This window comes from Arthrobacter sp. R3-55 (assembly GCF_054161505.1).
In genome coordinates, this window is record NZ_CP096423.1 from 4,091,107 (window position 1) to 4,115,057 (window position 23,951).

The 23,951-nt window shown below is 63.3% G+C and carries 21 protein-coding genes; 6 read left to right on the forward strand and 15 right to left on the reverse strand.

Features of this window, described 5'->3' with window-relative positions; genetic code table 11:
* Positions 1–29: 29 nt before the first annotated feature.
* A complete protein-coding gene (locus tag M1D51_RS18645) occupies positions 30–2,966 on the reverse strand; it encodes an exo-alpha-sialidase (protein WP_458107557.1) in 2,937 nt (978 codons plus the stop codon).
* A gap of 236 nt (positions 2,967–3,202) precedes the next feature.
* Between M1D51_RS18645 and M1D51_RS18650 the strand changes: the two genes are divergently transcribed.
* Both M1D51_RS18650 and M1D51_RS18655 read left to right on the forward strand, forming a co-directional pair.
* Positions 3,203–4,150, forward strand: a complete 948-nt coding sequence (locus tag M1D51_RS18650) for an NAD(P)-dependent oxidoreductase (RefSeq protein ID WP_458107558.1) — start codon at positions 3,203–3,205, stop codon at positions 4,148–4,150.
* Positions 4,151–4,279: 129 nt separating this feature from the next.
* A complete protein-coding gene (locus tag M1D51_RS18655; RefSeq protein ID WP_172322722.1) occupies positions 4,280–5,224 on the forward strand; it encodes a manganese catalase family protein in 945 nt (314 codons plus the stop codon).
* Positions 5,225–5,285: 61 nt separating this feature from the next.
* Here M1D51_RS18655 and M1D51_RS18660 read toward each other — a convergent pair whose 3' ends face one another.
* Together M1D51_RS18660 and M1D51_RS18665 are read right to left on the reverse strand one after the other, a co-directional pair.
* Complete coding sequence (locus tag M1D51_RS18660) at positions 5,286–5,576, reverse strand: DUF1540 domain-containing protein (RefSeq protein ID WP_018779990.1); 291 nt, start codon at positions 5,574–5,576, stop codon at positions 5,286–5,288.
* A 160-nt stretch (positions 5,577–5,736) separates the two neighbouring features.
* Positions 5,737–5,922 (reverse strand): hypothetical protein, encoded by a 186-nt coding sequence (locus M1D51_RS18665; RefSeq protein WP_172322721.1) that lies wholly within the window; start codon positions 5,920–5,922, stop codon positions 5,737–5,739.
* Between the two features lie 302 nt (positions 5,923–6,224).
* Between M1D51_RS18665 and purS the strand changes: the two genes are divergently transcribed.
* Genes purS through purL form a run of 3 tightly spaced genes read left to right on the forward strand, consistent with a single transcriptional unit; the run spans position 6,225 to position 9,554 of the window.
* Positions 6,225–6,476 carry a phosphoribosylformylglycinamidine synthase subunit PurS gene (gene purS, locus M1D51_RS18670; RefSeq protein WP_011773385.1) on the forward strand — a complete coding sequence of 84 codons (252 nt, stop codon included), beginning with the start codon at positions 6,225–6,227 and terminating at the stop codon, positions 6,474–6,476.
* Position 6,477: 1 nt separating this feature from the next.
* Complete coding sequence (purQ, locus tag M1D51_RS18675) at positions 6,478–7,248, forward strand: phosphoribosylformylglycinamidine synthase subunit PurQ (RefSeq protein WP_172322720.1); 771 nt, start codon at positions 6,478–6,480, stop codon at positions 7,246–7,248.
* Entirely contained in the window at positions 7,245–9,554 is a 2,310-nt protein-coding gene (purL, locus tag M1D51_RS18680) for a phosphoribosylformylglycinamidine synthase subunit PurL (protein ID WP_458107559.1), read from the forward strand. The genes purQ and purL overlap by 4 nt, the downstream gene beginning before the upstream one ends.
* A 67-nt stretch (positions 9,555–9,621) precedes the next feature.
* Here the strand turns inward: purL and M1D51_RS18685 are convergent, their stop codons facing one another.
* The 6 genes from M1D51_RS18685 to M1D51_RS18710 all read right to left on the reverse strand — a co-directional run bounded on the left by M1D51_RS18685 (position 9,622) and on the right by M1D51_RS18710 (position 18,388).
* Entirely contained in the window at positions 9,622–11,043 is a 1,422-nt protein-coding gene (locus M1D51_RS18685; protein ID WP_458107560.1) for a putative bifunctional diguanylate cyclase/phosphodiesterase, read from the reverse strand.
* The gene (locus M1D51_RS18690) at positions 11,040–11,543 is read right to left on the reverse strand and encodes a hypothetical protein (RefSeq protein ID WP_172322717.1); all 504 of its coding nucleotides are present in this window, start codon (positions 11,541–11,543) and stop codon (positions 11,040–11,042) included. The genes M1D51_RS18685 and M1D51_RS18690 overlap by 4 nt, the downstream gene beginning before the upstream one ends.
* On the reverse strand, positions 11,540–12,724 hold the full coding sequence (locus M1D51_RS18695; RefSeq protein ID WP_458107561.1) for a GGDEF domain-containing protein: 1,185 nt from the start codon (positions 12,722–12,724) through the stop codon (positions 11,540–11,542). Before M1D51_RS18695 ends, M1D51_RS18690 begins: the two co-directional genes overlap by 4 nt.
* A 90-nt stretch (positions 12,725–12,814) precedes the next feature.
* On the reverse strand, positions 12,815–14,773 hold the full coding sequence (locus M1D51_RS18700; protein WP_458107562.1) for a glycosyltransferase: 1,959 nt from the start codon (positions 14,771–14,773) through the stop codon (positions 12,815–12,817).
* Positions 14,773–16,395, reverse strand: a complete 1,623-nt coding sequence (locus M1D51_RS18705) for an ArnT family glycosyltransferase (RefSeq protein ID WP_458107563.1) — start codon at positions 16,393–16,395, stop codon at positions 14,773–14,775. The genes M1D51_RS18700 and M1D51_RS18705 overlap by 1 nt, the downstream gene beginning before the upstream one ends.
* Positions 16,385–18,388: a cellulose biosynthesis cyclic di-GMP-binding regulatory protein BcsB gene (locus M1D51_RS18710; RefSeq protein ID WP_458107564.1), complete on the reverse strand. Its 2,004-nt coding sequence runs from the start codon at positions 18,386–18,388 to the stop codon at positions 16,385–16,387. Before M1D51_RS18710 ends, M1D51_RS18705 begins: the two co-directional genes overlap by 11 nt.
* 159 nt (positions 18,389–18,547) lie before the next feature.
* Here M1D51_RS18710 and M1D51_RS18715 point away from each other — a divergent pair, with 159 nt between their 5' ends.
* Positions 18,548–18,841, forward strand: coding sequence for a DUF503 domain-containing protein (locus M1D51_RS18715; RefSeq protein ID WP_159705695.1), 294 nt, complete (start codon positions 18,548–18,550; stop codon positions 18,839–18,841).
* Here M1D51_RS18715 and M1D51_RS18720 read toward each other — a convergent pair whose 3' ends face one another.
* From M1D51_RS18720 to M1D51_RS18745, 6 genes are all read right to left on the reverse strand, one after another.
* A complete protein-coding gene (locus tag M1D51_RS18720) occupies positions 18,842–19,162 on the reverse strand; it encodes a putative quinol monooxygenase (RefSeq protein WP_458107565.1) in 321 nt (106 codons plus the stop codon). It lies immediately after the preceding gene.
* A gap of 132 nt (positions 19,163–19,294) precedes the next feature.
* On the reverse strand, positions 19,295–20,188 hold the full coding sequence (locus M1D51_RS18725) for a carbohydrate ABC transporter permease (RefSeq protein WP_172324320.1): 894 nt from the start codon (positions 20,186–20,188) through the stop codon (positions 19,295–19,297).
* Positions 20,188–21,204 (reverse strand): carbohydrate ABC transporter permease, encoded by a 1,017-nt coding sequence (locus M1D51_RS18730; protein WP_354228944.1) that lies wholly within the window; start codon positions 21,202–21,204, stop codon positions 20,188–20,190. The genes M1D51_RS18725 and M1D51_RS18730 overlap by 1 nt, the downstream gene beginning before the upstream one ends.
* 5 nt (positions 21,205–21,209) lie before the next feature.
* Positions 21,210–22,619 (reverse strand): N-acetylglucosamine/diacetylchitobiose ABC transporter substrate-binding protein, encoded by a 1,410-nt coding sequence (gene ngcE, locus M1D51_RS18735; RefSeq protein WP_172324318.1) that lies wholly within the window; start codon positions 22,617–22,619, stop codon positions 21,210–21,212.
* Between the two features lie 176 nt (positions 22,620–22,795).
* Entirely contained in the window at positions 22,796–23,422 is a 627-nt protein-coding gene (locus M1D51_RS18740; protein ID WP_172324317.1) for a tetratricopeptide repeat protein, read from the reverse strand.
* 96 nt (positions 23,423–23,518) lie between these two features.
* A complete protein-coding gene (locus M1D51_RS18745) occupies positions 23,519–23,929 on the reverse strand; it encodes an MmcQ/YjbR family DNA-binding protein (protein WP_172324316.1) in 411 nt (136 codons plus the stop codon).
* Positions 23,930–23,951: the final 22 nt, after the last annotated feature.

A 23,951-nucleotide genomic window follows, 5' to 3' on the forward strand; every position in this document is an offset into this window, starting at 1 on the left:
CAATTGCCCGGCCCTCCCCCAATAAAGTGCTAGCCCTTTGGTGTCACCTGCAGCCGGTCAAAAGACACTTGGACGCCATCCTTGTCCAGGACCACAACGTCGTCGCGCCCATTGTTCACCTCAGCGGGAAGGATGAACTCCACGGTATTGTCCGTGGTCGGAAAGACCCAGCCCAGGCGGTACCCGGTCTTGTTCAGGTACAGGTAATACCAGTTCCCATACTCCAGGGACTTCAACACCACTTTCTGGCCCGTGCGGTACTTCTCCGCCGTGCCCAGGTCAGCGGGCGGCATGCCCAGCTCCTGGACGGTCACTACCGGCACAGAGCCAGGCCGGGCAGGCTGCACGGCAAGCACCAGCGGATCCCCCTCTGCAACAGCGGCGACCTCACGGGAACCATTGCTTGCTTTCGCCGCAAACGAGACAGGGCCCAAGCGGCCGGCAGAAATATCCGCAGCACCCAGGACGTGCTGGCGAGTGGCAGATACCGTGGATCCGGCAGCCAGCGTGGCTTCGGAAATACCGGCCTCCGGAGCCTCCAAACCTGCCAGTGCCACGTTGCCGGCATTACCCACCGTGTAGGTGTAGGTCACGGGATCGCCCGCGCTGGCGAAGCGGTCGCCGTCGGCGTCATCCCAGGAGGCAGTGACGGTGGCCTCCAGCTTCGGTTCCCGGACCTTAAGGTCCACCTCGCCCCCATCCACCGTGAACGTCTTGGTGCTTTGGCCTGCCGAGCTGACCTCCCAGGTGCTCTTGGGAACGAAGAATCCCTGCTCCGCCTCTTCGGCTGTGACCGTGTGGCGAGGGGTGGCGCACTGATAGCCCTGACCTGCCGGCAGCACGCTGTAACGGCAGTTCCCCGGCCCCTCCGGAAGGAACGGACTGAAGTTTCCGGCGGTGGGGACTACCTTCTCCACCAGCGGACTGGTGTTCTTGACCGTGAAGGTATACGGGACCAACTCGCCTGCCGCATACGGCTGGCTGGCAAGATCACGCCCGACGTCGGCACGCACCCCGCTGATGTCAGCTGTCAGCAAGCCGTCGCGCAAGGCCACCGCAGCGCCTGTGAACGGGACCGTCCTGGTGAGTGACGGCGTCGAACTTGCCGTGATGCTGAAGCCTGCTTCGGGAACGAAGTAGCCACGCTCGATGTCCGCCGCCGTGATGACGTGCTTGGCAGTGGTGCAGGTGTAGCTGCCACCTGCGGCCAGGTTGTTGTAGCGGCAGTTGGGAGCCGACGGCGGCAGGAAGCCTGAGTCGAACGTCCCGGAAACCGGCACCGCGTTGGCTGTGACATTGGAGGTGCTCTTGACGTTCAACGTGTATCCGAGGATGTCACCGGCCTGGTAGGGGTTTGCAACGACATCCCGGGCGGGCGCCGTCCCGGTGATGGTGAGCCCCACTTGCGGGGCCGCCGGCACAGTGGCGGTGAAGGTGAACTGCGAAACCCGTCCGTCCGTGGCCGTAAAGGCTGCGTTCAGTTTCTGCGGTCCACTGGCATTCGCGGGTGCCGTCAAAGCGACGTTGACAGTGGCGGACGCGCCCGGCGCCAATGAAGGAACCGGAACGGTGGTGGCGGACCAGCCGGTGGGCGTGTAGATGGTGGCGGCGGCGCCGGACAACGTGGTTGCTTCCTGGTTGGTGACAGTTACAGGCACCTGCTGCGTGGCCCCCGGGGCTGTGGTGACAGCGGGGACGGACAACGGCGCGCAGACGTAATTCAGCCAGGCATCATCGAACTTCGCGAACGGCATGTTGTCGGTGTAGTTGCCCTCGTAGAGCACACCGAATTTTCCGTTTTCAAGGCGGGTCACGGTGGAGTAGGCGGAGAATCCCGGGCGGATGGTGCGGACGCCTGGCCAGGTGGCGCCGTCGTCGCAGGAGACCCGGGCCGAGACGTTTTCGCGCCCTGTTGTGGAGTTGGCGTTGGTGAAGATGAGTTTTTTGGCATCAGCAGAACCCTGGGCGGCTTGGGGGAACATGCGTGCAATGGCTCCGTTGTTGGCGGGGTCCGGGAGTTCCGTGTCCTGGGTGACCGGGCCGTAGGTGAGGCCGCCGTCGGTGGAAACGGCCACCTTGCGGTAGCCCTGGTTGGCGTTGTCCCGGGAGTTCAGGAGCACCCTGCCATCGGAGAGCTCCACTGTCTTGTTCTCGTCCATCCGGTCCCCAACATTGGCGCCCTTCTTCCAGGTGGCGCCATGGTCATCGGAGTAGACGCTGTACGCCTGGATCTTGTTGGTGCCATCGGCCTGCCGGATGTCGCCGGCAAACTGCTGGATCAGGCGACCCTTGTACGGGCCGTATTTGAGCTGGATGCCTTCGCCGGAGGATGCGAAGTTGGAGCGGACGTCGCCCGCCACCGGGCTGGTCTTGCTGGTTCCGGGCTTGGTCACGCCCGTGATGAGCCTGGGCTGGCTCCAGGTCACGCCACCGTCCGCGGACTCGATGACCGCGGAGGAGATCACCGTCCTGTCGGCGTCGTCGTTGCCGAACTGGCTGCCGCCGAACCCCTGGTCCTTGGAGTAGACGAAGAAGGCGAACACCTTTCCTGCCTCGGCGTCATGAATGTAGGAGGGATCGCTGTAGCCGTACTTGGGTCCGCTGGCGTCGCCTGCATGTCCGGCGGCGATGACCGTGACAGGTCCCCAAGTCTGTCCCCCATCAGTGCTGCGGCGCTGCACGATCGAGTTCGGATTGGGCGCATCAGCGGCCGAGCCCGGGCGCCCGTCCCAGGCAGCGAGCACCACGTTGTTGCCGAGGTACGTCAAGGCGGGGATCCGGTAGAAGAAGTTGGCTGCGGTCCGATTCGCCGCGAGGTTGGCCTCGGTGAAAGTGCCGGGAGCTGCTGCAGGGTTGTTGGGCGGGATGGGTGCTGCCATGGCCGGCAGGCCCAAGCCGGCCAGCAGGCCCAAGCTCAAGGTGCCGACGGCGGCGATGCGGGCGAGAGGTGATGTTGAGGATCTCAAATCCGATGTCCTTTCGAATCGACTCCGGGTTGGCGGCTCACACCCATGACCAGCGCAGGGATGGGGGTGAAGTGACAACTCGGATTGGCGTTCGTGTTACGTGCTACGTCGAACGTCCTACAACCATAAGGTGTGCGCCGTCACATTGCCAGAGATGAAGGCGGAAAGCCCTGCCCCGGCACCAAGGAGGTAGCCTCAAAGGCGAATGCCCGAGCCGCGCCATCCCAGGAGTTGAAGTGAAAATCCTCGTCCCCGACACCATCAAACTGGACCTCTCCCAACTCTCAGCCGCAGGAGAGAACGTGGTGGTCTACGCCGTGGACGAGCCCATTCCCGCCGAACACCGCGATGCAGAGGTCCTGGTTGCCTGGCGAAACACCCGGGAGAACCTGGCCGATGCCGCCAAGGAACTGCGCGCACTCAAGCTGGTACAGACCCTGGCAGCCGGCCCGGATTCCGTGCTGGCAGCGGGTTTCGCGGAGAACGTGGCCATCACCTCCGGTCGCTCGCTTCACGATGGCCCCGTGGCCGAACACGCCTTGGCACTGATTTTGGCTGCGGTCCGCCGCATGGACCAACTCATGGAGTCCCAGCAGGCCGCCACCTGGAACGAGCCGTACAACGCGGCCCAGTCCGCGCCTGACACCGAGCAGCTCTACACGCTCGACGACGCCAATGTCACCATCTGGGGCTTCGGTTCAATCGCGGGCCGGCTGGCTCCCCTGCTGGCCGCCCTGGGTGCGAACGTCACCGGCGTCGCCAGCTCCAAAGGCGAGCGTTACGGCTTCCCCGTGGTGGCGGACGACGAATTCCAGGAAGTCCTGCGCGGTACCGACATCCTGGTCTCGATCCTGCCGGCCACTCCGGAAACCGCCAATGCCCTGAACCGCGATATCCTCCAAGCCCTTCCGGACACCGCCATCTTTGTCAATGTTGGCCGCGGCGCAACGGTGGATGAAGACGCCCTGCTCGCAGCCCTGGAAGACGGCAGCCTGCGGGTCGCTGCCCTGGATGTCACCAAGAAGGAACCGCTGCCCGCCGATTCCGCGCTGTGGGGCGCATCAAACCTGATCATCACGCCCCACGTTGCGGGCAACCGCCCCAAAGGTGCAGCAAAGCTGGTCCTGGCCAACATCAGTGCGCTCAAGGACGGGAAGCCCCTGACCAACCAGGTTGCCGGCTGACGCCTGGCCACCAAAAATCAGTATTTTTCATTGCCTCTGAATAGTAAGCATGCTTATGGTGGGGTGGTTCGGGGTGGCCAGCAGAGGGTTTCCACCCCACAGGCAGCATGAACAACGTGAGGAATCGCAATGTACCTGCACACCCAACTTCTCATCAACGAAATTGCCGTAGACGAGCCTGACCCCGCTGCAGCCAACGCACTCCAGGAAGGACTGGGCGGCCAGTTCGGCGAAATGCGAACCATGATGCAGTACCTCTTCCAGAGCATGAACTTCCGCGGCGACCCCGCCTCCAAGCCTTACAAGGATCTGCTTCAGGGCATCGGCACCGAAGAGATCAGCCACGTGGAACTCATCGGAACCACCATTTCCCGCCTCCTGGATGGCTCACCGCGCTACCAGGGCAAGAAGACCGATCCCGTGGACGAGCCCGGAGCCAAGGGAGCCACCCCCTTGAAGATCGCCTTGGACCACAGCAACATCCACCACTACCTGGTAGGCGCCCAGGGCGCCCTGCCCGTGGACGCCGCCGGCAACCCGTGGAGCGGTTCGTACGTCTACAACAGTGGAAACCTGGTCCTGGACCTGCTGTACAACCTGATGCTCGAATCCACGGGCAGGCTGCAGAAGTGCCGCATCTACGAGATGACGGAGAACAAGACCGCACGCTCCACCATCGCGTACCTGATTGTCCGCGACCAAGCCCATGAGAATGCCTATGCCAAGGCCCTGGAGAGCCTGGGCGTGAACTGGGGCAAGGTCCTCCCGATTCCGAAGACCAACGCCGAGCAATTCCCTGAGGTGAAGAAACTCCTGGACACGGGCCTGCAGAGCGTCCAGTACACCTTCAGCGCGGACAACCTCAGCGAGGCAGGGAAGCTCTACCGCGGCGCTTCGCCGTCCAACGACGGCACCGAGCTGACCACCGACGTCATGCCTGACGGCTTCCCCATGACTATGGCTCCCGAACGCAAGGAGGAGTTCGCCCCCGGGCTGGACCCCGAGCTCCTGGCGATGATTCAAGCCGTGGCCGAGCAGGAGTTGCAGGACGCGGACAACCCCAAGGTGGGCTAAACCGCAAAAAGGATCCCCGCCTCTTTCGAGGCGGGGATCCTTTTTTGTTCGTCAGGAGATATCAGGCGTGCTCGTAGGTCAGGCAGTCCGCGGCCTCGCGGCCCGGGCCCACCTTGACGTCGTGTGCCTCGCACATGAGGTTGTTGTTGTGGACGCACTCCGAGCGCTGGCAGGCGCCCACGTGGGCAAGGACCTTGGGAAGGCCGCCCATGGCATTGGTGTCAATGAAGGTTGCGCAGGAAGCGTGATCCTGGGTTCCACCGATGGTGATTCCAAAAGCGGTGCAGCCATCGTGGTTGAAGCCGCAGCTGCCAACGCTACAGGCGGATACTTCGGCAATGTGGTCGGTCATTGTTCCTCCTGGTTTGGATCCTGAATAGTACTGGGGCGAACCCCGCGTGTACTTTCCAAAATACGCCGGAATCACATCATTTAACCGCTTTGAATAGCGCATTTGTATGTGCCCTAATCCGCGCCATTCCGCCGAAAAACGGCACTTCCAAGGTTAGGTTTCACTTACTTGGAGTACGCAAAGCGTCACTGATCCTGGCGCGCGTTTCTGCATCCAGGGGAGCAGTCACACGGTTGTTCCGTGCCGCTCTGTCCGCCGCGATTTTCTGGATCACCATCCGGCCCAAACCCGCAAAAACTGCCGCGGCCACAACACCCAGCACCATCGATTTCGGTTTCTCAGCCATGCCGCAATCCTAGTGACGCCGGACACCCCGGGAAAGTGCCGCCGTCGGCCTTCAGCGGGTCTTTTTGGACCGCCACGGCGGGGTGCCCTCGCGCAATCCGGCTGAATAGGGTATGCGCGTTGATCCCGGTAGAATAGGTGTGCAAGCTCGCGGAGCGCCCCCCATGCCGTTCAAACATTGCAGTTCACATCGTCTTCAGCCCTGTGCTGAAACGCTGTTTGGATGCGGCTGAACGGCGTGAGACGGCACCTCCGCGGCAGCCTTATTTAAGGTTCACCCAACTCACGCACAGGAGTTACCGGATGCCCCGGATCGTCGTTGACGTCATGCCCAAGCCCGAGATTCTGGACCCCCAGGGGAAGGCCATCGTGGGTGCTCTGCCCCGCCTCGGCTTCAACAGCTTCAGCGCAGTCCGCCAGGGCAAGCGCTTCGAACTGACCGTCGACGGCGAGGTGACCGACGCTATCCTGGCCCAGGCCCGCGAAGCTGCCGAGACTCTCCTGTCCAACCCGGTGATCGAGGATGTTGTCAACGTCGAGGTCGTCGAGGCCTGATATGACGTCGATTCCCCTGATTGGCGAGGCCGTGGCCATCGCCGCAGAGCCCCGCCTCGCCGGCGCCAAGATCGGCGTGGTGACCTTCCCGGGCACCCTTGATGACCGCGATGCCGCCCGCGCAGTGCGTCTTGCAGGCGGTACTGCCGTGTCCTTGTGGCATGCGGACTCCGAGCTGGGCGATGTTGATGCCGTCATCATCCCCGGTGGTTTCTCCTATGGTGACTACCTCCGTGCCGGCGCTATTTCGCGTTTCGCTCCGTTGATGTCCAAGATCATCGATGCAGCGAATTCCGAGGCGAAGCTCCCCGTGCTGGGTATTTGCAACGGTTTCCAGATCCTGACCGAATCGCACCTGCTGCCCGGTTCCATGATCAAGAACGACCACCTGAAGTTCATCTGCCGGGACCAGACGTTGCGCGTGGAGAACGCCAACACTGCCTGGACCGTGGACTACACGGATGGCCAGGAAATCATCGTGCCGTTGAAGAACCAGGACGGCCAGTACATCGCTGACGAGAAGACCCTGGATGCCCTCGAGGCTGAGGGCCGCGTGGTGTTCCGCTACGTGGGCTTCAACCCGAACGGCTCCCGCCGCGACATCGCCGGCATCTCCAACGCAGCCGGCAACGTGGTGGGCCTCATGCCGCACCCGGAGCACGCTGTGGAGACCGGCTTCGGTCCCGAGTCCCTTGATGGCGCTCCCCGCGACACCGACGGCCTCGGTTTCTTCACCTCCGTACTGACCAAGATTGTGGGAGGCGACAAGTGACCACGGAAACCACCAAGAAGTTCAACATCGACACCGTTGAGCACGCTGCCAAGACCCCGGACACGGAACTCCCGTGGGCCGAGCTGGGCCTGAAACAGAACGAATTCGATGAGATCGTCAAGGTCCTCGGCCGCCGCCCCACCGGCGCCGAGCTGGCCATGTACTCCGTCATGTGGAGCGAGCACTGCTCCTACAAGTCCTCCAAGAACCACCTCCGCCAGTTCGGCGAGAAGGTCACCGAGGAAATGAAGAAGGACATGCTGGTGGGCATCGGCGAGAACGCCGGCGTCACCAACCTCGGCGACGGCTGGGCCGTGACGTTCAAGATCGAGTCCCACAACTCGCCGTCGTTCGTTGAGCCTTACCAGGGTGCCGCTACCGGCATCGGCGGCATTGTCCGCGACATCATCTCCATGGGTGCCCGCCCGGTTGCCGTGATGGACCCGCTGCGCTTTGGCGCGATCGACCACCCGGACACCGCCCGCGTCATGCACGGTGCCGTCGCAGGCATCGGCGGCTACGGCAACTGCCTTGGCCTGCCGAACATCGGTGGCGAAATGGTGTTCGACTCCGTCTACCAGGGCAACCCGCTGGTGAACGCACTGGCCGTAGGCGTCATGCGCCATGAGGACATCCGCCTGGCCAACGCCTCCGGCAAGGGCAACAAGGTTGTCCTCTTCGGTGCACGCACCGGCGGCGACGGCATTGGCGGCGCTTCGGTGCTGGCCTCGGAGTCCTTCGATGACACCAAGCCCTCCAAGCGTCCGGCCGTCCAGGTGGGCGACCCCTTCGCTGAGAAGGTCCTCATTGAGTGCTGCCTGGAGCTCTTCAAGGGCTCCCTGGTTGAAGGCATCCAGGACCTGGGCGCGGCAGGCATCTCCTGCGCCACGTCCGAGCTCGCCTCCAACGGCGACGGCGGCATGGAGGTGGAGCTCACCTCCGTCCTGCTGCGCGACCCCACGCTGACTCCGGGCGAGATCCTCATGTCCGAGTCGCAGGAACGCATGATGGCCGTGGTCACCCCGGAGAACATCGAAGCGTTTGAAGCTGTGATGGACAAGTGGGCCGTGGAGTACTCCTGGTTGGGTGAAGTGACCGATACCGGCCGCCTCATCATCACCTGGGAAGGCGAGGTAATCGTCGACGTCGATCCCCGCACCGTTGCGCACGACGGCCCGGTCTACGACCGTCCGTTCGCCCGCCCGGAGTGGCAGGACTCGGTGCAGGCCAACACCTTCACCGGTTCCGTGGAAGACGCCGGCCGTCCGTCGGCTCCCTCCGAGCTTGCAGCAGCCGTCACTGAGCTGGTGGCGTCGCCGAACATGTGCTCCAAGGCCTGGATCACCAACCAGTACGACCGCTACGTTGGCGGCAACACCGCCATGGCGTTCCCGGATGACTCCGGCGTAGTCCGCGTTGACGAGGAAACCGGCCTGGGCGTTGCCTTGGCTACCGACGCCAACGGCCGCTACACCTACCTTGAGCCCTACCAGGGCGCGCAACTGGCTTTGGCTGAGGCCTACCGTAACGTCGCTACCTCCGGCGCCGTTCCGATGGCCGTCAGCGACTGCCTGAACTTCGGCTCCCCCGAGGACCCGGATGTCATGTGGCAGCTTGCCGAAGCCATCCGTGGCCTGTCTGACGCCTGCATGGAACTCGGCATCCCGGTGACCGGCGGCAACGTCTCCTTGTACAACCAGACCGGCACCACGCCGATCCACCCCTCCCCTGTGGTGGCAGTCCTGGGCAAGCTCGACGACGTCGCCCGCCGTACGCCGTCGGGTTGGCGCGAGGACGGCCAGGCCATCTACCTGCTGGGTACCACCGCAGCAGAACTGGACGGTTCGGAATGGTCCAACCTTCGCGGACACCTCGGTGGTTTGCCGCCGAAGGTGGACCTCGCGGCTGAGCGCGCGTTGGGCGAGATCCTGATCAACGCTTCCCGCGACGGCATGGTTGACGCAGCACACGACCTCTCCGAAGGCGGCCTCGCGGCTGCCTTGGTGGAGTCCTCGCTGCGCTACGGCGTCGGTGCCCGGATCGCCCTTGAGGAACTCATGGAGCGCGACGGCGTGGACCTCTTCACGGCCCTCTTCTCCGAGACCCAGGCCCGGGCCGTCGTGTCCGTGCCCCGCTCCGAGGAAGTCCGTTTCAAGGACATGTGCACGGCCCGCGGCTTCGCCCACCTCCGGATCGGCGTTGTTGACGCTGCCGGTGGAAAGCTGGAGATCAACGGCGTAGAGGAGCTCTCCCTGGACGCCCTCCGCGAAGCACACGAAGGAACCCTGCCGAAGTACTTCGGCTAAGGACAGCTAACGTCGCAAGGCCCCGGTGCTCGGAGAGTACCGGGGCCTTGCGCGTGTCCGCGGCGGTTTACCCAGGCCAGGTCCGCTGCCGGACCAGCTGCTCGGTGAACTCGGGCCCGGGCAACGGCCTGCCAAAGTAGTACCCTTGGCCGCTGGTGCAGCCAATGCTGCGGAGGGCTTCTGCCTCCTCGGCGGTTTCAATGCCCTCCCACACCCCTTCGAGCCCGCAGGACCGGATGACGTCCTGGATGGCGGCCAGGAACTTGAGTTGGGAAGGGTCCTTCCCAAGGTCCTTCACGAACTGCCGGTCCACTTTCACCCGGTCCACGGGCAGTTTCCGCAAGTAGCCCATGGAGGAGTAGCCGGCACCGAAGTCGTCGATTTCCAGCCCTACACCCAGCCTGTGCAGGCTCGCCAAGGTGTAGCGGTCCAACTCATTGTTGTGGATGATGGCGCTCTCCGTCAGCTCCAGGACCAACGCTTCGGGCGGCAGGCTTTCCTCGGCCAGGGCTTCGCTGACATCGTCCACGAACTCCAGGCTTTGCAGGTCCGCGGCGGAGACATTGATGCGCATGGAGAACTGATGCTGTGCGGTGGCCGGATCCTCCCGCCAGTGCCGCAACTGTCCAACGGCGGTGCGCAGGACCCACCGTCCCAGCTCCGCAATGAGTCCGGTGGCCTCGGCCACGGGAATGAACTGGTCCGGCATGATCAGGCCATGCACGGGGTGGTTCCACCGGACCAAGGCCTCACAGCCTTCGATCCTTCCCGTAGCCAGCTCCACAATCGGCTGGTAGTTCAGGACCAGTTGGTCCGAGCTGATGGCCTCGCGGAGTTCCCCCACAATCTGCCGCTGAAGTTGCCGGGCGTGCGCCGTGGCGGGATCGAACGCCTTGAGCTTGTTCCTGCCCTCGCTCTTGGATTCCTCCACCGCGAAATCGGCTTCTTGAAGCAGGTCCTCCAGGGTGTGGTGGGTCTCGGCTGCCCGCAAGCCCATGCTGGCACCGCAGCGGACGCTGTTGTTCCCGACGTCGATGTTCGGTTCCAGCGCGGCCAGGATGCGGTTCCCGACGGCGGTGGCCCGGGTTGGGGGCGTGGCGGGCAGCAGCACGGCGAATTCGTCGGCACCCAGACGGGTCACGACGTCGCCCTCCCGCACGGCAGACTGGATCCGCATGGCCACGGCCACCAGGACCTGGTCCGCCGCGGCGTGGCCGGCGGAGTTCTTCAGTGCTTTGAAGCCATCAAGGTTGATCAGGAGAACCGCAGGCTGGGCAGCGCCCCCGGCTGCGGCATTCCGGGCAGCAACGAAGGCATCCATCAAGGCCGCCCGGTTGCCGAGTCCGGTGAGCGCATCGGTCAGTGCTTCACGGCGTTGCTCATTCCGGACCTGGTGGAGTTCCTCCATCAGGGTGCGGACACGCTGCTCCAGTTGTTCAATCCGGGAATCGTCTGTAGCAACCAGTCGTCGGGGCTTGGTGCTGGTCACGATTCTTCCAGGCGTCGCAGCGATGTGTCGGCGACGGCCTGGGGTTTGGCGACGGGGTGGCGGCGCTCGTCCAGGAAGAGCCGGTAGGAGGCCACGTCCAGCCTGCCGTCAGGCTCCACTTTCTGGCCGGCGCGGTAGACGTGCGTGATCCAGGATCCGCCGAGGATTGCCTCGATCCAGGCGTCGCATTCGGCCAGCGGAAGGTGGACCCGGGTGCCGGTGTTCCTGCGGTGGCCGGCGATCGAGACCGTGATGCAGCTGCCCAGCAGGCCTTTGTCCGCAGTGAACCAGGCGAGTCCTTCGACGTCGGCCACAATGGTCAGGTTGGCGTTGGTATCTTCCACCGATTGAACGGGGCCCATTCGGACCGATCGGCGGTCAGCGTTCAGTGATGTGGGCGTCCCGGCCATATAGGGCGGGCTGGTGATGCTTTGCCGGAAGGCGGACAGTTCCTGGGTGTGCTGGATCTGGATCCTGGTGGTGAGTTCGTTGATGGTCATGATCGTGCCTCATCCGCAATCGTGGCCGCCTCAAGGCGGTCCGCTCCTACAATCCGGTTTCTTCCTTGCGCCTTGGCGCTGTACAGGGCCGCGTCGGCCACCTCAATCATGAATTTCAAGTCAGCCCCTTCTGGAATGCTGGAGGTGACTCCGTAGCTGATGGTGGGGAATGCGACGCCCTCGGGTGCGGGGGCGGCTGCCATCCGGCGGCTGATTTCGGCTGCGATGTCCTCGGCCCGGTCCTGGGTGGCCCCGGGCAGGAACAGGATGAATTCCTCGCCGCCATAGCGTCCGATCAGATCGGTGGACCTGACAGAGGCGCCGCAGGATTCGGCGAAGGCCTGCAGGGCCACATCCCCGGCTCCGTGGCCGAATTCGTCATTGACCGCCTTGAAATGGTCAAGGTCGGCAAGGACTATGGCCGCGCCGGACCCTGTGGACTGCAAGCGGTTGAGCTCCGTGGTGGCCAGGTCCAGGAAAGTTCCACGATTGAGCAGGCCGGTCAGGTGGTCGCGGTCAGCCCGTTCCTTGAGTCCCTTGATGAGTTGATCGCTGGTCAGGGCGGTCATGCTGAAGGACACGGTGACCAGGAGCACCATGGAGATCAGGGCTGAAGGCGCTGGTCCGAAGTAGGTGGTGAAGGTGTGGCTGAACGGGCCTTCAAGTGTGAAGACCAGCCAGCGGCCCAAGTAGTAGGCAGCCAATAAGCCCGCGGCAAGGGACAGCGCTTTGTGGACCTGGGAGTGCGAAGACTTGATGAACCACAAGTCATAGGCGGCCAGCGCTATGCCCGCGGTCATCATCGCCAGATAGACGAAGCCCCCGGACCACACGTTGGTCCCCGGGTTGTCCAGGACGGACGCCACTGCGGTGACGGCCGGCCCCACTAGCAGCTGCCATGGCGCGGCTTTCCGGTCCCGCAGGGTTTTTGCTCCTGCCCAGACGCTGAACGCTCCGGCCACCACCAAAATGTTGCCCACGGGATTCGCCCACTGCTGGTGGGGGGTGCCGTTGAGCAGGAAGGCTGCGTTGCCCACCATGAACTCCAGCAGGGCCAGGCTCCACCAGCCGGCATACGGCGAGCGGGTGCGGTGGAAGGAGGCGCAGAACAGCACCAGGAGGGTCACTGTAATCACGCCTAAAGCAACCCGTACCGAGAAAGCATCGAGCACCGTGTCCAACCCCCTCAGCTGGTCATCCTGCGGCTTTGAGATCAGTGTGGCTACGCTTACTCAATCTCACTGCGGCATTTGCTCAAGATTTGCTCAAGATCAGCCAACCCAGTGGCCGTCGTCGTGATATTCGGCCTCAAGGCCGTGCGGCGTCTTCTCCCACTTGTGCGGGCTGGTGAGCATCTGCCAGGCCGCCCGCCAGGCCGCTATGGAGTGCAGCACCCAGTAGAACGGGTTGAGCAGCGCGAAGATGGCGATCCTCCAGCCGTGCCTGCGGAAGGTAGCCACCCCGGAGACGATGATCATCATGGCGTTGCCGAACAGCATGGACACCACGCCGCCCACCAACAGCCATCCGGGCAGGACCAGTCCAACAATGTCGTAGCCGATGTACGTGACTACAGTGAAGCCCACCACCAGCGGGTAGGCCAGAAACGCCAGGGGTGTGCCCAGGATCAGGCCCAGGAACCCGACGGCGCCGGCAACGCCTGTGCTCTTGATGTACCGCATAGTGTTCCGGGTGTTGACGGCGGAGGTCACCATGTAGCCCTTGATCCATCGGGTACGTTGCTTGATCCATGCCGGTACCTGCGAGCATGCTTCTTCCCAGGTGGTGGAGTTGATGACGCCCACCCGGTATCCGTCCACGGCGGCCCGAAGCCCCAGGTCCGCATCTTCCGTGACGTTCCAGGGGTCCCAAGCGCCCACTTCCTTGAGCAGCGAGGTGACAAAGTGGTTGGAGGTGCCGCCCAGCGGAAGCGGAATTCCTGAGTTGTCCAAGCCGGGAAGCATCGAGTCGAACCAATGGGTGTATTCGATAGTGAACATCCGGGTCAGGACGTTCTGGTCCGCGTTGAAGTAGTTCAGCGCGGCTTGGACGCAGATCAACGGTTTGCGGTTCGGGTTGAGGTGTTCGCGTTCGAATTCGTCGCGTTTGAACGCTGCGATGGATGCACGCAGCTGGCCGGGTTCGGGGCGGTCCTCGGCGTCGTAGATGACCACGTACTCGCCGCGGGCGAATGTCAGGCCGTAGTTGCAGGCCCTGGGCTTGGTCTGCGGTTCGCCCTTGGGCACGATGAGGATGCGGACGTATTCCGGTGGTCGCGAAGCCTTTGCCGCTGCGATGGTCTCTGCGTCGTCTTCTTCCAGGAGAACCATGACGTCCAGCTTGGACCGGGGGTAGTCCAACTGGCCCAGGTTGTTCAGCAGTTTGTCGATGATGTTCGCTTCCCGGAACACCGGAACCAGGATGGTGTAGACGGGTAGCTCGGCGTCGGGAACCCTTTCTTCAGCCAGGGGCGGCAGGCCGCGGCTGGCCCGCTCCTTGTCCCGGGCCTTGAGCACGGCGGCGTCGTGCATCCGGTCGAAGGGACTGCGAAGGCTGGCGAGCGTCTTGAAGCCGATGCTCACCAGGAAGACGATGTTGGCCGCTGCCAACAGCACGATCACCGCCGTCAGCGGTGAGAACACGAACGCAGCGATGATTCCCAGGACCAGGACTACCGGAAGGATTCGCTGCCACGGTGTCAGGGCAATGCGCGCAGATTCCCCCGGGCGTTCCTCCGCGAGGCGCTCGGCGGATTCGTAGAGGAGGTGGCGGCGGAAGGAACGCTGGATTGACTGGTTGATGTCCCAGTCAGTGGTGGTGCGGAAAATGACGTCGCCCGCCCCGAACCTCAGGGCGGCCTCCTCGGCGATCGCTGCGGAGGGGGCCACCGCAGTGACTACCGTCAGAACGTCTCCGTCCATCCGCCACGGCAGCCATCGCGGCTCCCCCAACCCGCTGTAGCCGAGCAGCTCCATCAGCCGGTCATCCACGGGTTCGGCCACCAAGTCAACAAGCGGCGCATCCCAATGCCGGGCCAACACTTCATATATTCGACGGCGGTCCAGCCCGGCTTCCAGGATCAGGTGCCTGCCCAGCAAGCCGCCCTCGCTGGCGGCCCGGTCCAGCGCACGCTGCAGCTGTTCGGGGGTGACGAGTCCGGCAGCGAGCAGCGTCTGGCCGATTGATTGCCGGTTCATGGTGGCATCGGCAAGGTCAGGGGACGAAGTCATCAGTGCGAGGACCTTTCATAGATCCGGTGGGTGGGAGTCGAGAAAGCCAAGGAGTACTGGACCGTGAAGGATGGGTCTGTGCTGATCGCCTGGTACACCAGATCAGTGGGTCCCGAATCCCGCGCTCCCGTCCCGGCTTCAACGTTCACGAACACCCACTGCGCGTACTTTGCAGGGTCCTGGAGCGCCGGACCGAAGTAGTCCCCGGAGGCCCGGTTATAGATTTCCTTGAGCGGAATTCCCATGACGGGGAGCACGGCGTTGCCCCTGGCGCTCTCATCCATAAGGATTCCGCCGGACTGGTAATGCTCTTTGAGCCATCGTGCGGCGGCGGTGGAGTTCGCGGTGGATTCTGCGGACATCCGGCCCTCTGCCAACACGGCAAGCCGGCCTGCGGGGTCCCCAGCCCACCAGGCGTTTTGCATCACCAGCCCGGCCAGCAAAGCGCCCATCACCACGGGCCTGATCCGCGCCGGCCGGCTGAGCTCCTCTACCAAGACGGCCACCAGGATGGTCACCAGCGGTAAGGCCGTCAACGCGAACCGGTTGTTCCACCAGGTGGACGGCAGCGAATGATCGTTGTTGATGGCCGTCTGGCCCAGGAACAGGCTCAGCAGCGCAAAGGCGTAAGCGCTGCCGGTCACCGCCACCAGCAAGGTGCTGTTGGCAAATCCCCTCCGGAAAACAAGCACGACGGCGCCGCATGCCGCCAGGGCGAGGACGACGACGCCGACTGTCTCCAGCAGCGACCAATGGAAAGTAGTCAGCGTGAGTCCCGCGTTGCCCTTGGTTGGCAACAGGCCGCCGTCGGTGATGTTTTTCTGCTGGGCGTAGGCGGAGTACTGCCCGAACATGAACTCCAGCGGGTTCCCGTAGATGGCCCAGTTGTAGGAGATCCACCAGAGGACAGCTGCGGCCGGGATCATCACATAGCCGCCGGCCATGATCAGGGCTTCCCGCCAAGCCCGGGTTCGGCGCATGGTCACGATCAGGACAAAGATGGTCCCTGTCATCACCAGCGCCCAGCCTTCGTACCGGGACAGCACTGCGGCGGCCGAGGGAATCCCCGCGAAAACGGCGAGCTCTCCGGCGCTCATCCGGCGTCGGCTGGTGGCCCAATGCGCCAGCCCGGCCATGCCGCCCACAATGCACATGATCAGCACCGGCTCGGTCAGCGCCGTGGTGTAGACGTAGAGGACGGCTGGGTTGGCCAGGACCACCAGGGTGGTGGCGAGCCGTCCGGCCCGGCCCAACCCCAGGCGCGCGGCGATCAAGTACAGCCCGGTGGTGGTGGCGGACAATGCCAGGATTCCCAGGATTCCGGCGGCCCAGCCCGTGCTGAACAACCACATGTTCAGCACGAACGGAGCCAGCAACAGGTGGGGCATGGGCAGCCAGACGGTGCCCAACTGTTCAAAGCCGGGTGCTTTGCTGTCGAAGATACGCCGGGCAATGGTCAGGTGGCTTTGGGCGTCGGAGTAATCCAGGTTGCTGCCGTTGCCGATCGTGTAGAGGCAGGCAAGGTAGCCCACCAGCAGGGACACCACCGCGACGATTCGAGTGCCGGGAACCTTGCGGCCCATCACCGGCGCACCGAGCCGTACCCAGGCGTTAGTTGCCATGATCGGGGGTGGCCTCCGCCTGTTCAGCGTCCACGTAGGCCCGCGCCGCCCGGGCACGCCGCCTCAGGAGCACGGTCCGTGCGGCGTAGGCCAGGCCCAGCACCAGCACTGCCCCGCCGATCCACCAGGCGTAGGGACGGTAATCGTCGGTGACTGCCTTCTGCGGAACCACTACGTTGCTTTCCAGCAGCACGGGCGTTCCGGAGGGCTGGGTGACCAGGAGGTTCCGGGACAACGATGCCCAACCGCCTTCAACAGCACCCACATGTGAGGCCAATGATGCCTGGAGCGTGGAAGCGGCAGCAGCGTCATTCTCCGGCGCCCAGGCGCCGAGCATCAGCAGATCCCGGCCATCCTTTTCAAAGGCCTCCAGCACGCCATACGGTGCCGAAGCTCCCACGCCGTACTCGACGTCGTCGGGCGAGATGGTGCGGAACTCCGCCAGACGCAACGGTGCGGACAGCTTGTTGGCAACCTCGGCGGTGGCGCCCACCACCAGCCCGGACTCACTGGAAGCTGCCAGCTCCTCGAGGCCAACCACACGGGTATCAAGCAGGGAAGCGCCGTCACGCTGCAGGGAAGCTACCAGCGTGGCAGCGTTGACGGTGTTGGCCTGGGCATTGTGGTCACCGAACGCCACGGGAACGCTCTGTCCAAAAGCCTGGGGGAACCTGGCGAAGCCGGCCTTGGTGGAACCGCCCCGGACAGCTGTGAGGGTGCTGCCTGCGGTGTCCAGGGTGATCTCCATGGGAATGACGCCTGCGGGGCCGCTGCAGTCGCCGCCTGCCGGGAGGGCCGCGAGCCGGATCCGGAGGCCGTTCCTTGCCTGAAGCTGTCCCGCCGGGACTTCAGCGTCCACCGTGAAGGTGTCACCGCCGTCGAGGTTTCTGGAACTGAGCAGGTAGTCGTTCCAGAAGACCGAAAGCTGCGCTTGGGCGTTGTCCGGGACCGCAGTGTGTGTGCCCTTGAGCTGGACTTTCACGGACGAAACCGGGCCGCCGAATTGCGACTGGCTCACGCCCACGTACGATTCCGGGGTGCCGTAGCCGGAGAGCTTGAGCGTGGAGCTGCCCAGGTCCTTGAGGCTTTGGGTCAGTCCAGCAGCAGTTGGCAATGCCGAGGTCAATCCGGTGACCGAGGACGTCACGGCGAGCGCGGTTTTGTCGCTGGCGAGCGCGCGGGCTGCGGTGCGGAGCTTTTCGTCGTGGCCGCTGAGGATGAGCTGCGGGAAGCCGGCCGCAGTGGCCAGCCTGGTGGCCGTTTCGCCCTGGTCGGTGATGACGCTAAGGATCCGGCTGCCCGCCGGAAGGTTTGCTACTCGCGTTTCAAGTTCGGCTTCGGGGACTACGCTGACCGCGGCCTCCGGGTAGCGCTGGGCCATGGCAGCCGACGCCGTCATGATGGCCGCCGAAACGTCGGCACCGGGATCCGCGGGGACGGGAAGTACGACGGCGGGCACGGACGCCGGGAAGAACTCGCCCACCGTGGTGGGAACCTTGGCGGTCCCGCTGACGTCGACCACCAGGTTGTTCAGGGTGGCGGTTGAGGTGGACATGACGCACATGGTTTGGGTGACCGGAATGAATTGCAGCCCCACTGTGAGCTGCTGGCCCACGACGTCGGCATTGCTGACGGCTTCGTCCAGGGGAACGGTGGCTGCTGCGTTGCTTTCGAGGATGACCCGGCCGTTGACCGTGGCCCGGACGGTGCCCTCGGGCTTTCCCGAGACCAGAATGGTGCCCTTTACCCGGGTGGGCTCCAAGCCTGCCGTCACTGGCACCGATACCACTTGCTCGGTCTGGCCGGCGAGTGCGGAAACACTGGAGGACGCCCGCACTGCCGGTCCCTGTCCGGGTGCAGGTGCAGGTGCAGCGGTTGCTGCCGGCGCACCGACGGTGGCCAGTGAGAGGATCGCGGCGCAGGCTAGCAGGATCCTGATCGCCTGGGGTCGGTTGTGGAGGCGCGGGCGGGGCCGGGCAGGGGTTTGGGGCACGATGTCAGTCCTGAGTAACTAGCAGCGAATGAGTCCGGGCCGTTGTACGGCCAACCTCATAGACACTGCCGAACCGAACTCAAGGTGCCTTGCTGGGTTTGCTCAAGTTTCGATCAAGAACGCATTCCTTATGGCGTTGACCTGCGGCGATAATGAACCATGTGGATCGGCTGGGTTGAATTCGATGTCCTTTTGGGCGATGTCCATAGCCTCAAGGAGAAGCGCTCCATGGTCCGTCCCCTGGTGGCGGAGCTGAAACGGCGCTTCGACGTCTCTGCTGCAGAGACCGGGCTCCAGGACCAGCATCGACGCGCCTTGATCGGCGCGGCGCTGGTGGCCCCGGACCACGCACACCTGCAGCAAGTGCTCGACGCCGTTGAACGGTTCGTGGCTGCCCGGCCGGAGTTTGAGCTGCTGAGCGCACGGCAGCGGGAGCTGCATAGCGAGGACTAGCTATTCGATGGTCAGCTCACCCATGCGGTCCCAGCCGCTGCCTTCGAACTGGCGGCTGATGATGTGGGGGGTCTCCACCAAGGCCTGGGGCATGTCCGCCATGGCTTTCTTGAAGTGATCGCTGTTGACGTGGGCCTCGGCGGCATCGTCTTCGAAGGCTTCCACCAGGACGAACTCGTGGGGGTTGTCCACACTGCGGGACCAGTCGAACCACAGGTTGCCGGGTTCAGCGCGGGTCGCCTCGGTGAAGTCGGCCACCAGGTCCAGCCAGCGCTCCGACCAGTCGGGCTTGACGTTGAACTTGACCACAATGAAGATCACGGGCTGCTGCCTTTCGTTGCACTACAGATTCCGTTCCATCTTTTCAGGTTTAACGCCCGACGGCGGCCCGCACCATAAGGTGGGGACCGCCGTCGAACGCTGTTTGTTAGCTTGGGTGCACTACTTTTCGAACTACTTGGAGGTGCCCTGCGAAACGGAACCCTGCAGCTGGCGCTGGAAGATCACGTACACGATGAGCACCGGAATGACCGTAACGCTGACGGCTGCGAACAGTGCGCCGTAGTCCACGGCGTAGCCCATTTGACCCGCGAAGGCTGCGAGTTCCTGGGAAAGGACGCGCGGGCCGGCAGCGTTGATGGACACCGGAATCAGGAACTGGTTCCACAGGCCCAGGAAGTTGAAGATGGCAACCGAGGCAAGGCCCGGCTTGGCCATCGGCAACATCACCTGGAAGAACGTCCGCCACTCCCCTGCCCCATCAAGGGCCGCCGCTTCAGTGATTTCGTGCGGCAGCGACTTGAAGAAGGAGAACAGGAAGAACACCGTGAACGGAAGCGCGAAGCCCACGTACACCAGGATCAGGCCGGGCAGGGTGTTCAGGAGCCCCATGTTCTTCAGCACGAAGAACAACGGCACCATGGCGAGGAAGATCGGGAACGTCAGCCCGGCGAGCATCAGATAGTAGATGGCCCTGCTGCCACGGAAGGTGTACCGGGCCAGCACGTACGCACACATGGCACCGAGGACCATGACAATCACCAGCGCTGCCGCCACTACGACGATCGAGTTCAGGAAGGCGCTGCCGATGCCGGCGTCGCTCCAGGCCTTGACGTAGTTGTCCAGCTTCCATTCACCGGGCAAAGCGAACGGTGAAGCAAAGATCTCGCTGGACGTCTTGAACGAGGACATGAACGTCCACAGGAGCGGCAGGATAACGATCAAGGTCCAGATGGTCAGCGCGGTGTGGGACACCGCTCCCACTACTTTGTCGCCCTTGGTGGTTGCCGGGGTCCGGGGCTGGAAGTGCAGTGACTTCATTTCCGGCGTTGAGACTTTGGTACTCATTACAGGCTCACATCCTTATCGCCGCCGGTGAGCCGGTTGACCAGGAACACCAATCCGGAGAAGATCAGCGTGGCAACCGCCAGCACAACGCCCATGGCGCTGGCGAGGCCGAACTGGCCCTTGCTGAAGGCAGTGAAGAAGAGCTGCTGTGCCATGACCAGCGTGGAGTTGTCCGGGCCACCGCCGGAATTCAACGCAGCCATGTAGACGAACGCATCCAAAGCCAGGATGCCCATGTAGATGTAGGCGGTCTGGATGTTGTCGCGGATCAGCGGGATGGTGATGGACATTGCGGTGCGGAAGCGGCCCGCGCCGTCGATCCTGGCGGCTTCGAAAAGCTCGGCAGGAATGCCTTTGATGCCGGCCACGAACAGGACCATGTAGAAGCCCACAAAGCCCCACACGATCACGAACATGGTGGCGATCATGGCGGTGTTCTTATCACCCAGCCAAGCGAAGTCCTTGAACTGGTCCAGGCCCATTCCGGTGAGGATGCCGTTCAGCAGACCACCGGAGGGATCGTAGATCTGCCCCCACATGATGCCAATGGCTACTGCGGGAATGGTGTACGGGAAGAACGAGACCACGCGGTAGAAGCTGGAATTGCGCAAACCCTTGATCTGGCCTTTGCTGCTTCCACCCACTGTCACCAGCGAGGCAAGCACCAAGCTCAGGATGATGGTGATGATCGGGAGGAAGATCACCAGGACGATGTTGTTGGACATCGCCTTCATGAAGATGTCGTCGGTAAAGATCTTCACATAGTTTTCAAGGCCGATGAAGTTCTGGTTCGGCGAAAAACCGGACCAGTCCGTCAGCGAGTATCCGAAGGCCTGGATGAACGGCCAAATGACGAACAAGAGGTAGATCGCCAACGGCAGTCCGAGGAAGACCGCAAAGAAACTGACCTTGTCCCACGTCAACGGCTTCCGCCGCCGCTTAATCACTTGCGGTGGAGCCGGCGCCGGAACGACGGCGGCCAGGCCGTCGTCGTTCCGGCTCTGCTGAGTTTTCACTGACGTCACTTCACTTCGATCTTCTTGACCGAGCTGTCGTTGCGGACCTTGTCGGTGATGTTCTGGAGTGCGGAGGTGAGCGTTGCAACGTCGGACTTGCCGTCCAGGAAGGTGTTCCAAACCACCAGCTGGTCCTTGTTGGTGCCGTACAGGTCGATGAAGTTCCAGGTGTAGATGTCCTCGCCGGCGTCACTGAGCATCTTCGTCTGCGAAACCAAGGCTGTGGACCCGAAACCATCGGCAGGGACGGTGTCCTTGACGATCGTGGGCGCGAGCTTGGTTTTGGCGAAGTTGGTAGCCGCTTCCTTGGAGAGCATGATCCGGAGCAGTTCCTTGCCTCCGGCGGCGTTCTTGCCCTGGCTCGGAACAATGAACGGCTCGCCGGCAGCGCTGTGGAGTGCTGTCTGGGGCATCTTGGGGCTGGCACTCACGGACGGGGCCGGGGCGCCCATCATGTTGAAGCCGGCCTTGGTCTGGTCCTTCATTTCGTTTTCGATCCAGGAACCCGAGGGGTAGAACACAGCCTCCTGGGCGTTGCTCCACTGTGCCTGGGCGGCCGTGAACTGGGTGCCGGAGCCGCCGGGCTTGAAGAAGCCGGCCTTGACGATCTTGTCCAGGGCCGTGAAGACGGACTGGATGGCCGGGTGCGACCAGCAATCTGCCTTGAGGTTCTCCAAGGCGAGGCGAACGTCGTCGCCGCCTTCCTTGATGGCGGAGGCGATGGCCAGTTCTTGGTAGTACGTGGCCGCTTCCTTGCCCCAGACGAAGAGGTACTTGCCCTTGGCCTTGGCCTGCTCGCCGAGCGCGTACATCTCATCCCAGGTCTTGGGAACGGTCCAGCCGTTCTCCTTGAGGAGGGAATCGGAGTACCACACGGCAAAGACGGTCAGGACGTAGTTCAGTGCGGCAAGCTTGCCGTCAAAAGTGCCCGGAGCCAGTACGCCTGTGTACAGGGTGTCCTTGATGACCTTGCCCTCAAGGTTCTTGGCCTCCACAACGCTGGTGAGGTCTTCAAGCTGGGCAAGGATGGTGCTGAAGCCGATCGCCTTCGCGCCGGAGTTGTCGATCAGGTCCGGCGGGTTGCCACCGACGAAGCGCGGCTGGAGTTCCTGGGCGATATCCGTGGACGGGGAAATCTTGGCGGTGGAGCCCTCATGCGTCTTTTCGAAGATCTTGCCGGCGAACTCGACGTAGTCGATCCCGTAGCCACCCTTGAAGATCACGGCGTCGAGGGCGGCCTTGTCTGCCATGCCGAACGGGTTGGTCTCGGAGACGGTGCCCGTGGGGCCGGTGGTTGTGGTGCCGCCACCTGCTGCGCATGAAGCAATGGTTCCCCCCATGGGCACGAGCACGGCTGCAGCGAGTGCTCCGCGCAGGAATCCACGGCGACCGACGGACTGGTGCTGAACGTTCATTTCTAAACCCTCCAGTGACTCGTAGTGTCGACTGTTGCGGCGGGAAAGCCGTTCAGTCAGACAGTCTGGGTTGGCGCTCTGGCAGCACCAACCTTCTGTGACATAATTCACCACGAATGATCGAAAATCAATATTTCGCGGCAGTTTCGATCAACATTTGTCAAAGCGTGATCTTTCTACGGTCCCTCCGCGAGCGCCTTTCCGCACTCGGTGATGGCTTCCCGGGCCAAAGCTCCATGGGCCTCGGATCCCAGTCGTTCCGCCCATTGTTCGGCCAATTGGAACTCCACCAGGGCCTCCGTGAGCCGCTTTTTACCCCGCAGAAACGTGCCAAGTGCAACGTGCAAAACGATCATCCAGTGCTTGGTTCGCTCATCATGGGCCGTGGAGGCATATTCCAAGGCACTTCGCATCCACACTTCGGCATGCGCGTCATCCGCGAGGGAGAGCATGTGGAGTGCATCCACAGCCAGGAATTCCTCACCAAGATGGTCCGCCAACTCCGCTGCCTGCTCCAGGAGTGGCACAGCCATGGCCGGACGTCCGCCGGCGTTCAAAACCCGCCCGCGCTCAAGGAGGATACGAACACCTACTGTTGGCTCGTCGTCGTCGATGCCGTCCAGGAGCGCATCGGCTTCCTCGTACCGGCCCTGCAGGCTGATGGCCCGCCCAAGCTGGGTTGCCAACTCAGCGCGTTCATCGGCGTCGTACGTGTCCTCGATCATTGCGGCGCGGAATGCGGCCTCCGAGGCTGCCGGATCGCGAAAATTCCATAGGTGGTCCAGTGTCTTCTGATCCAGCATCAAACCGCTCCTGACCAGCCCGTGGCTGAGGTCCTTAGGTATGCAGTATCAATCTAGTCCCATGTCAGCGCCGTGGGGAGGGTGTGCGCAGGCGTGTCAGTTGCCCTTTGGGTTTGCGAGGCGGGCCCAACCAAGTTGCTCTTGCTGCTTGCGGCTCAGGGTGGCCACCACGAGGTCGTACGAGTCCTCCACCATGTCCCGGATCATGTCATCGGCCAGGGCCCCGTCCAGTCGCACACCGTTCCAATGGGTCTTGTTCATATGCCAGGCGCCGGTGATTTCAGGGTTGGCTGCCCGGAGCTGCTCCGCCAGCGCCGGCTCGCACTTCAGGCTCACGGACCAGTTGTCCGGATCCATGGTGGAAAGAGCGAACATTTTGGCCTCCTGACGCGAACCACCCGCGACGGCGGAACGGACCTTGAACACCGAAGTCTCGGGACCGAACGGGAAGTCTTCGAACGCGCCCGGAAAACCGAGGCAAATCTCGCGAAGGGTGGAAACGTCCATGGAGCGAGCCTACTGGTTTCCC

What these genes read in the sequence shown, in the direction of transcription:
- M1D51_RS18655 (WP_172322722.1), top strand. Translation starts at nt 4,280, where the DNA reads ATGTACCTGCACACCCAACTTCTCATCAACGAAATTGCCGTAGACGAG.
- M1D51_RS18660 (WP_018779990.1), bottom strand. Translation starts at nt 5,576, where the DNA reads ATGACCGACCACATTGCCGAAGTATCCGCCTGTAGCGTTGGCAGCTGC.
- M1D51_RS18665 (WP_172322721.1), bottom strand. Translation starts at nt 5,922, where the DNA reads ATGGCTGAGAAACCGAAATCGATGGTGCTGGGTGTTGTGGCCGCGGCA.
- purS (WP_011773385.1), top strand. Translation starts at nt 6,225, where the DNA reads ATGCCCCGGATCGTCGTTGACGTCATGCCCAAGCCCGAGATTCTGGAC.
- purQ (WP_172322720.1), top strand. Translation starts at nt 6,478, where the DNA reads ATGACGTCGATTCCCCTGATTGGCGAGGCCGTGGCCATCGCCGCAGAG.
- M1D51_RS18690 (WP_172322717.1), bottom strand. Translation starts at nt 11,543, where the DNA reads ATGACCATCAACGAACTCACCACCAGGATCCAGATCCAGCACACCCAG.
- M1D51_RS18700 (WP_458107562.1), bottom strand. Translation starts at nt 14,773, where the DNA reads ATGACTTCGTCCCCTGACCTTGCCGATGCCACCATGAACCGGCAATCA.
- M1D51_RS18705 (WP_458107563.1), bottom strand. Translation starts at nt 16,395, where the DNA reads ATGGCAACTAACGCCTGGGTACGGCTCGGTGCGCCGGTGATGGGCCGC.
- M1D51_RS18715 (WP_159705695.1), top strand. Translation starts at nt 18,548, where the DNA reads ATGTGGATCGGCTGGGTTGAATTCGATGTCCTTTTGGGCGATGTCCAT.
- M1D51_RS18725 (WP_172324320.1), bottom strand. Translation starts at nt 20,188, where the DNA reads ATGAGTACCAAAGTCTCAACGCCGGAAATGAAGTCACTGCACTTCCAG.
- ngcE (WP_172324318.1), bottom strand. Translation starts at nt 22,619, where the DNA reads ATGAACGTTCAGCACCAGTCCGTCGGTCGCCGTGGATTCCTGCGCGGA.
- M1D51_RS18740 (WP_172324317.1), bottom strand. Translation starts at nt 23,422, where the DNA reads ATGCTGGATCAGAAGACACTGGACCACCTATGGAATTTTCGCGATCCG.
- M1D51_RS18745 (WP_172324316.1), bottom strand. Translation starts at nt 23,929, where the DNA reads ATGGACGTTTCCACCCTTCGCGAGATTTGCCTCGGTTTTCCGGGCGCG.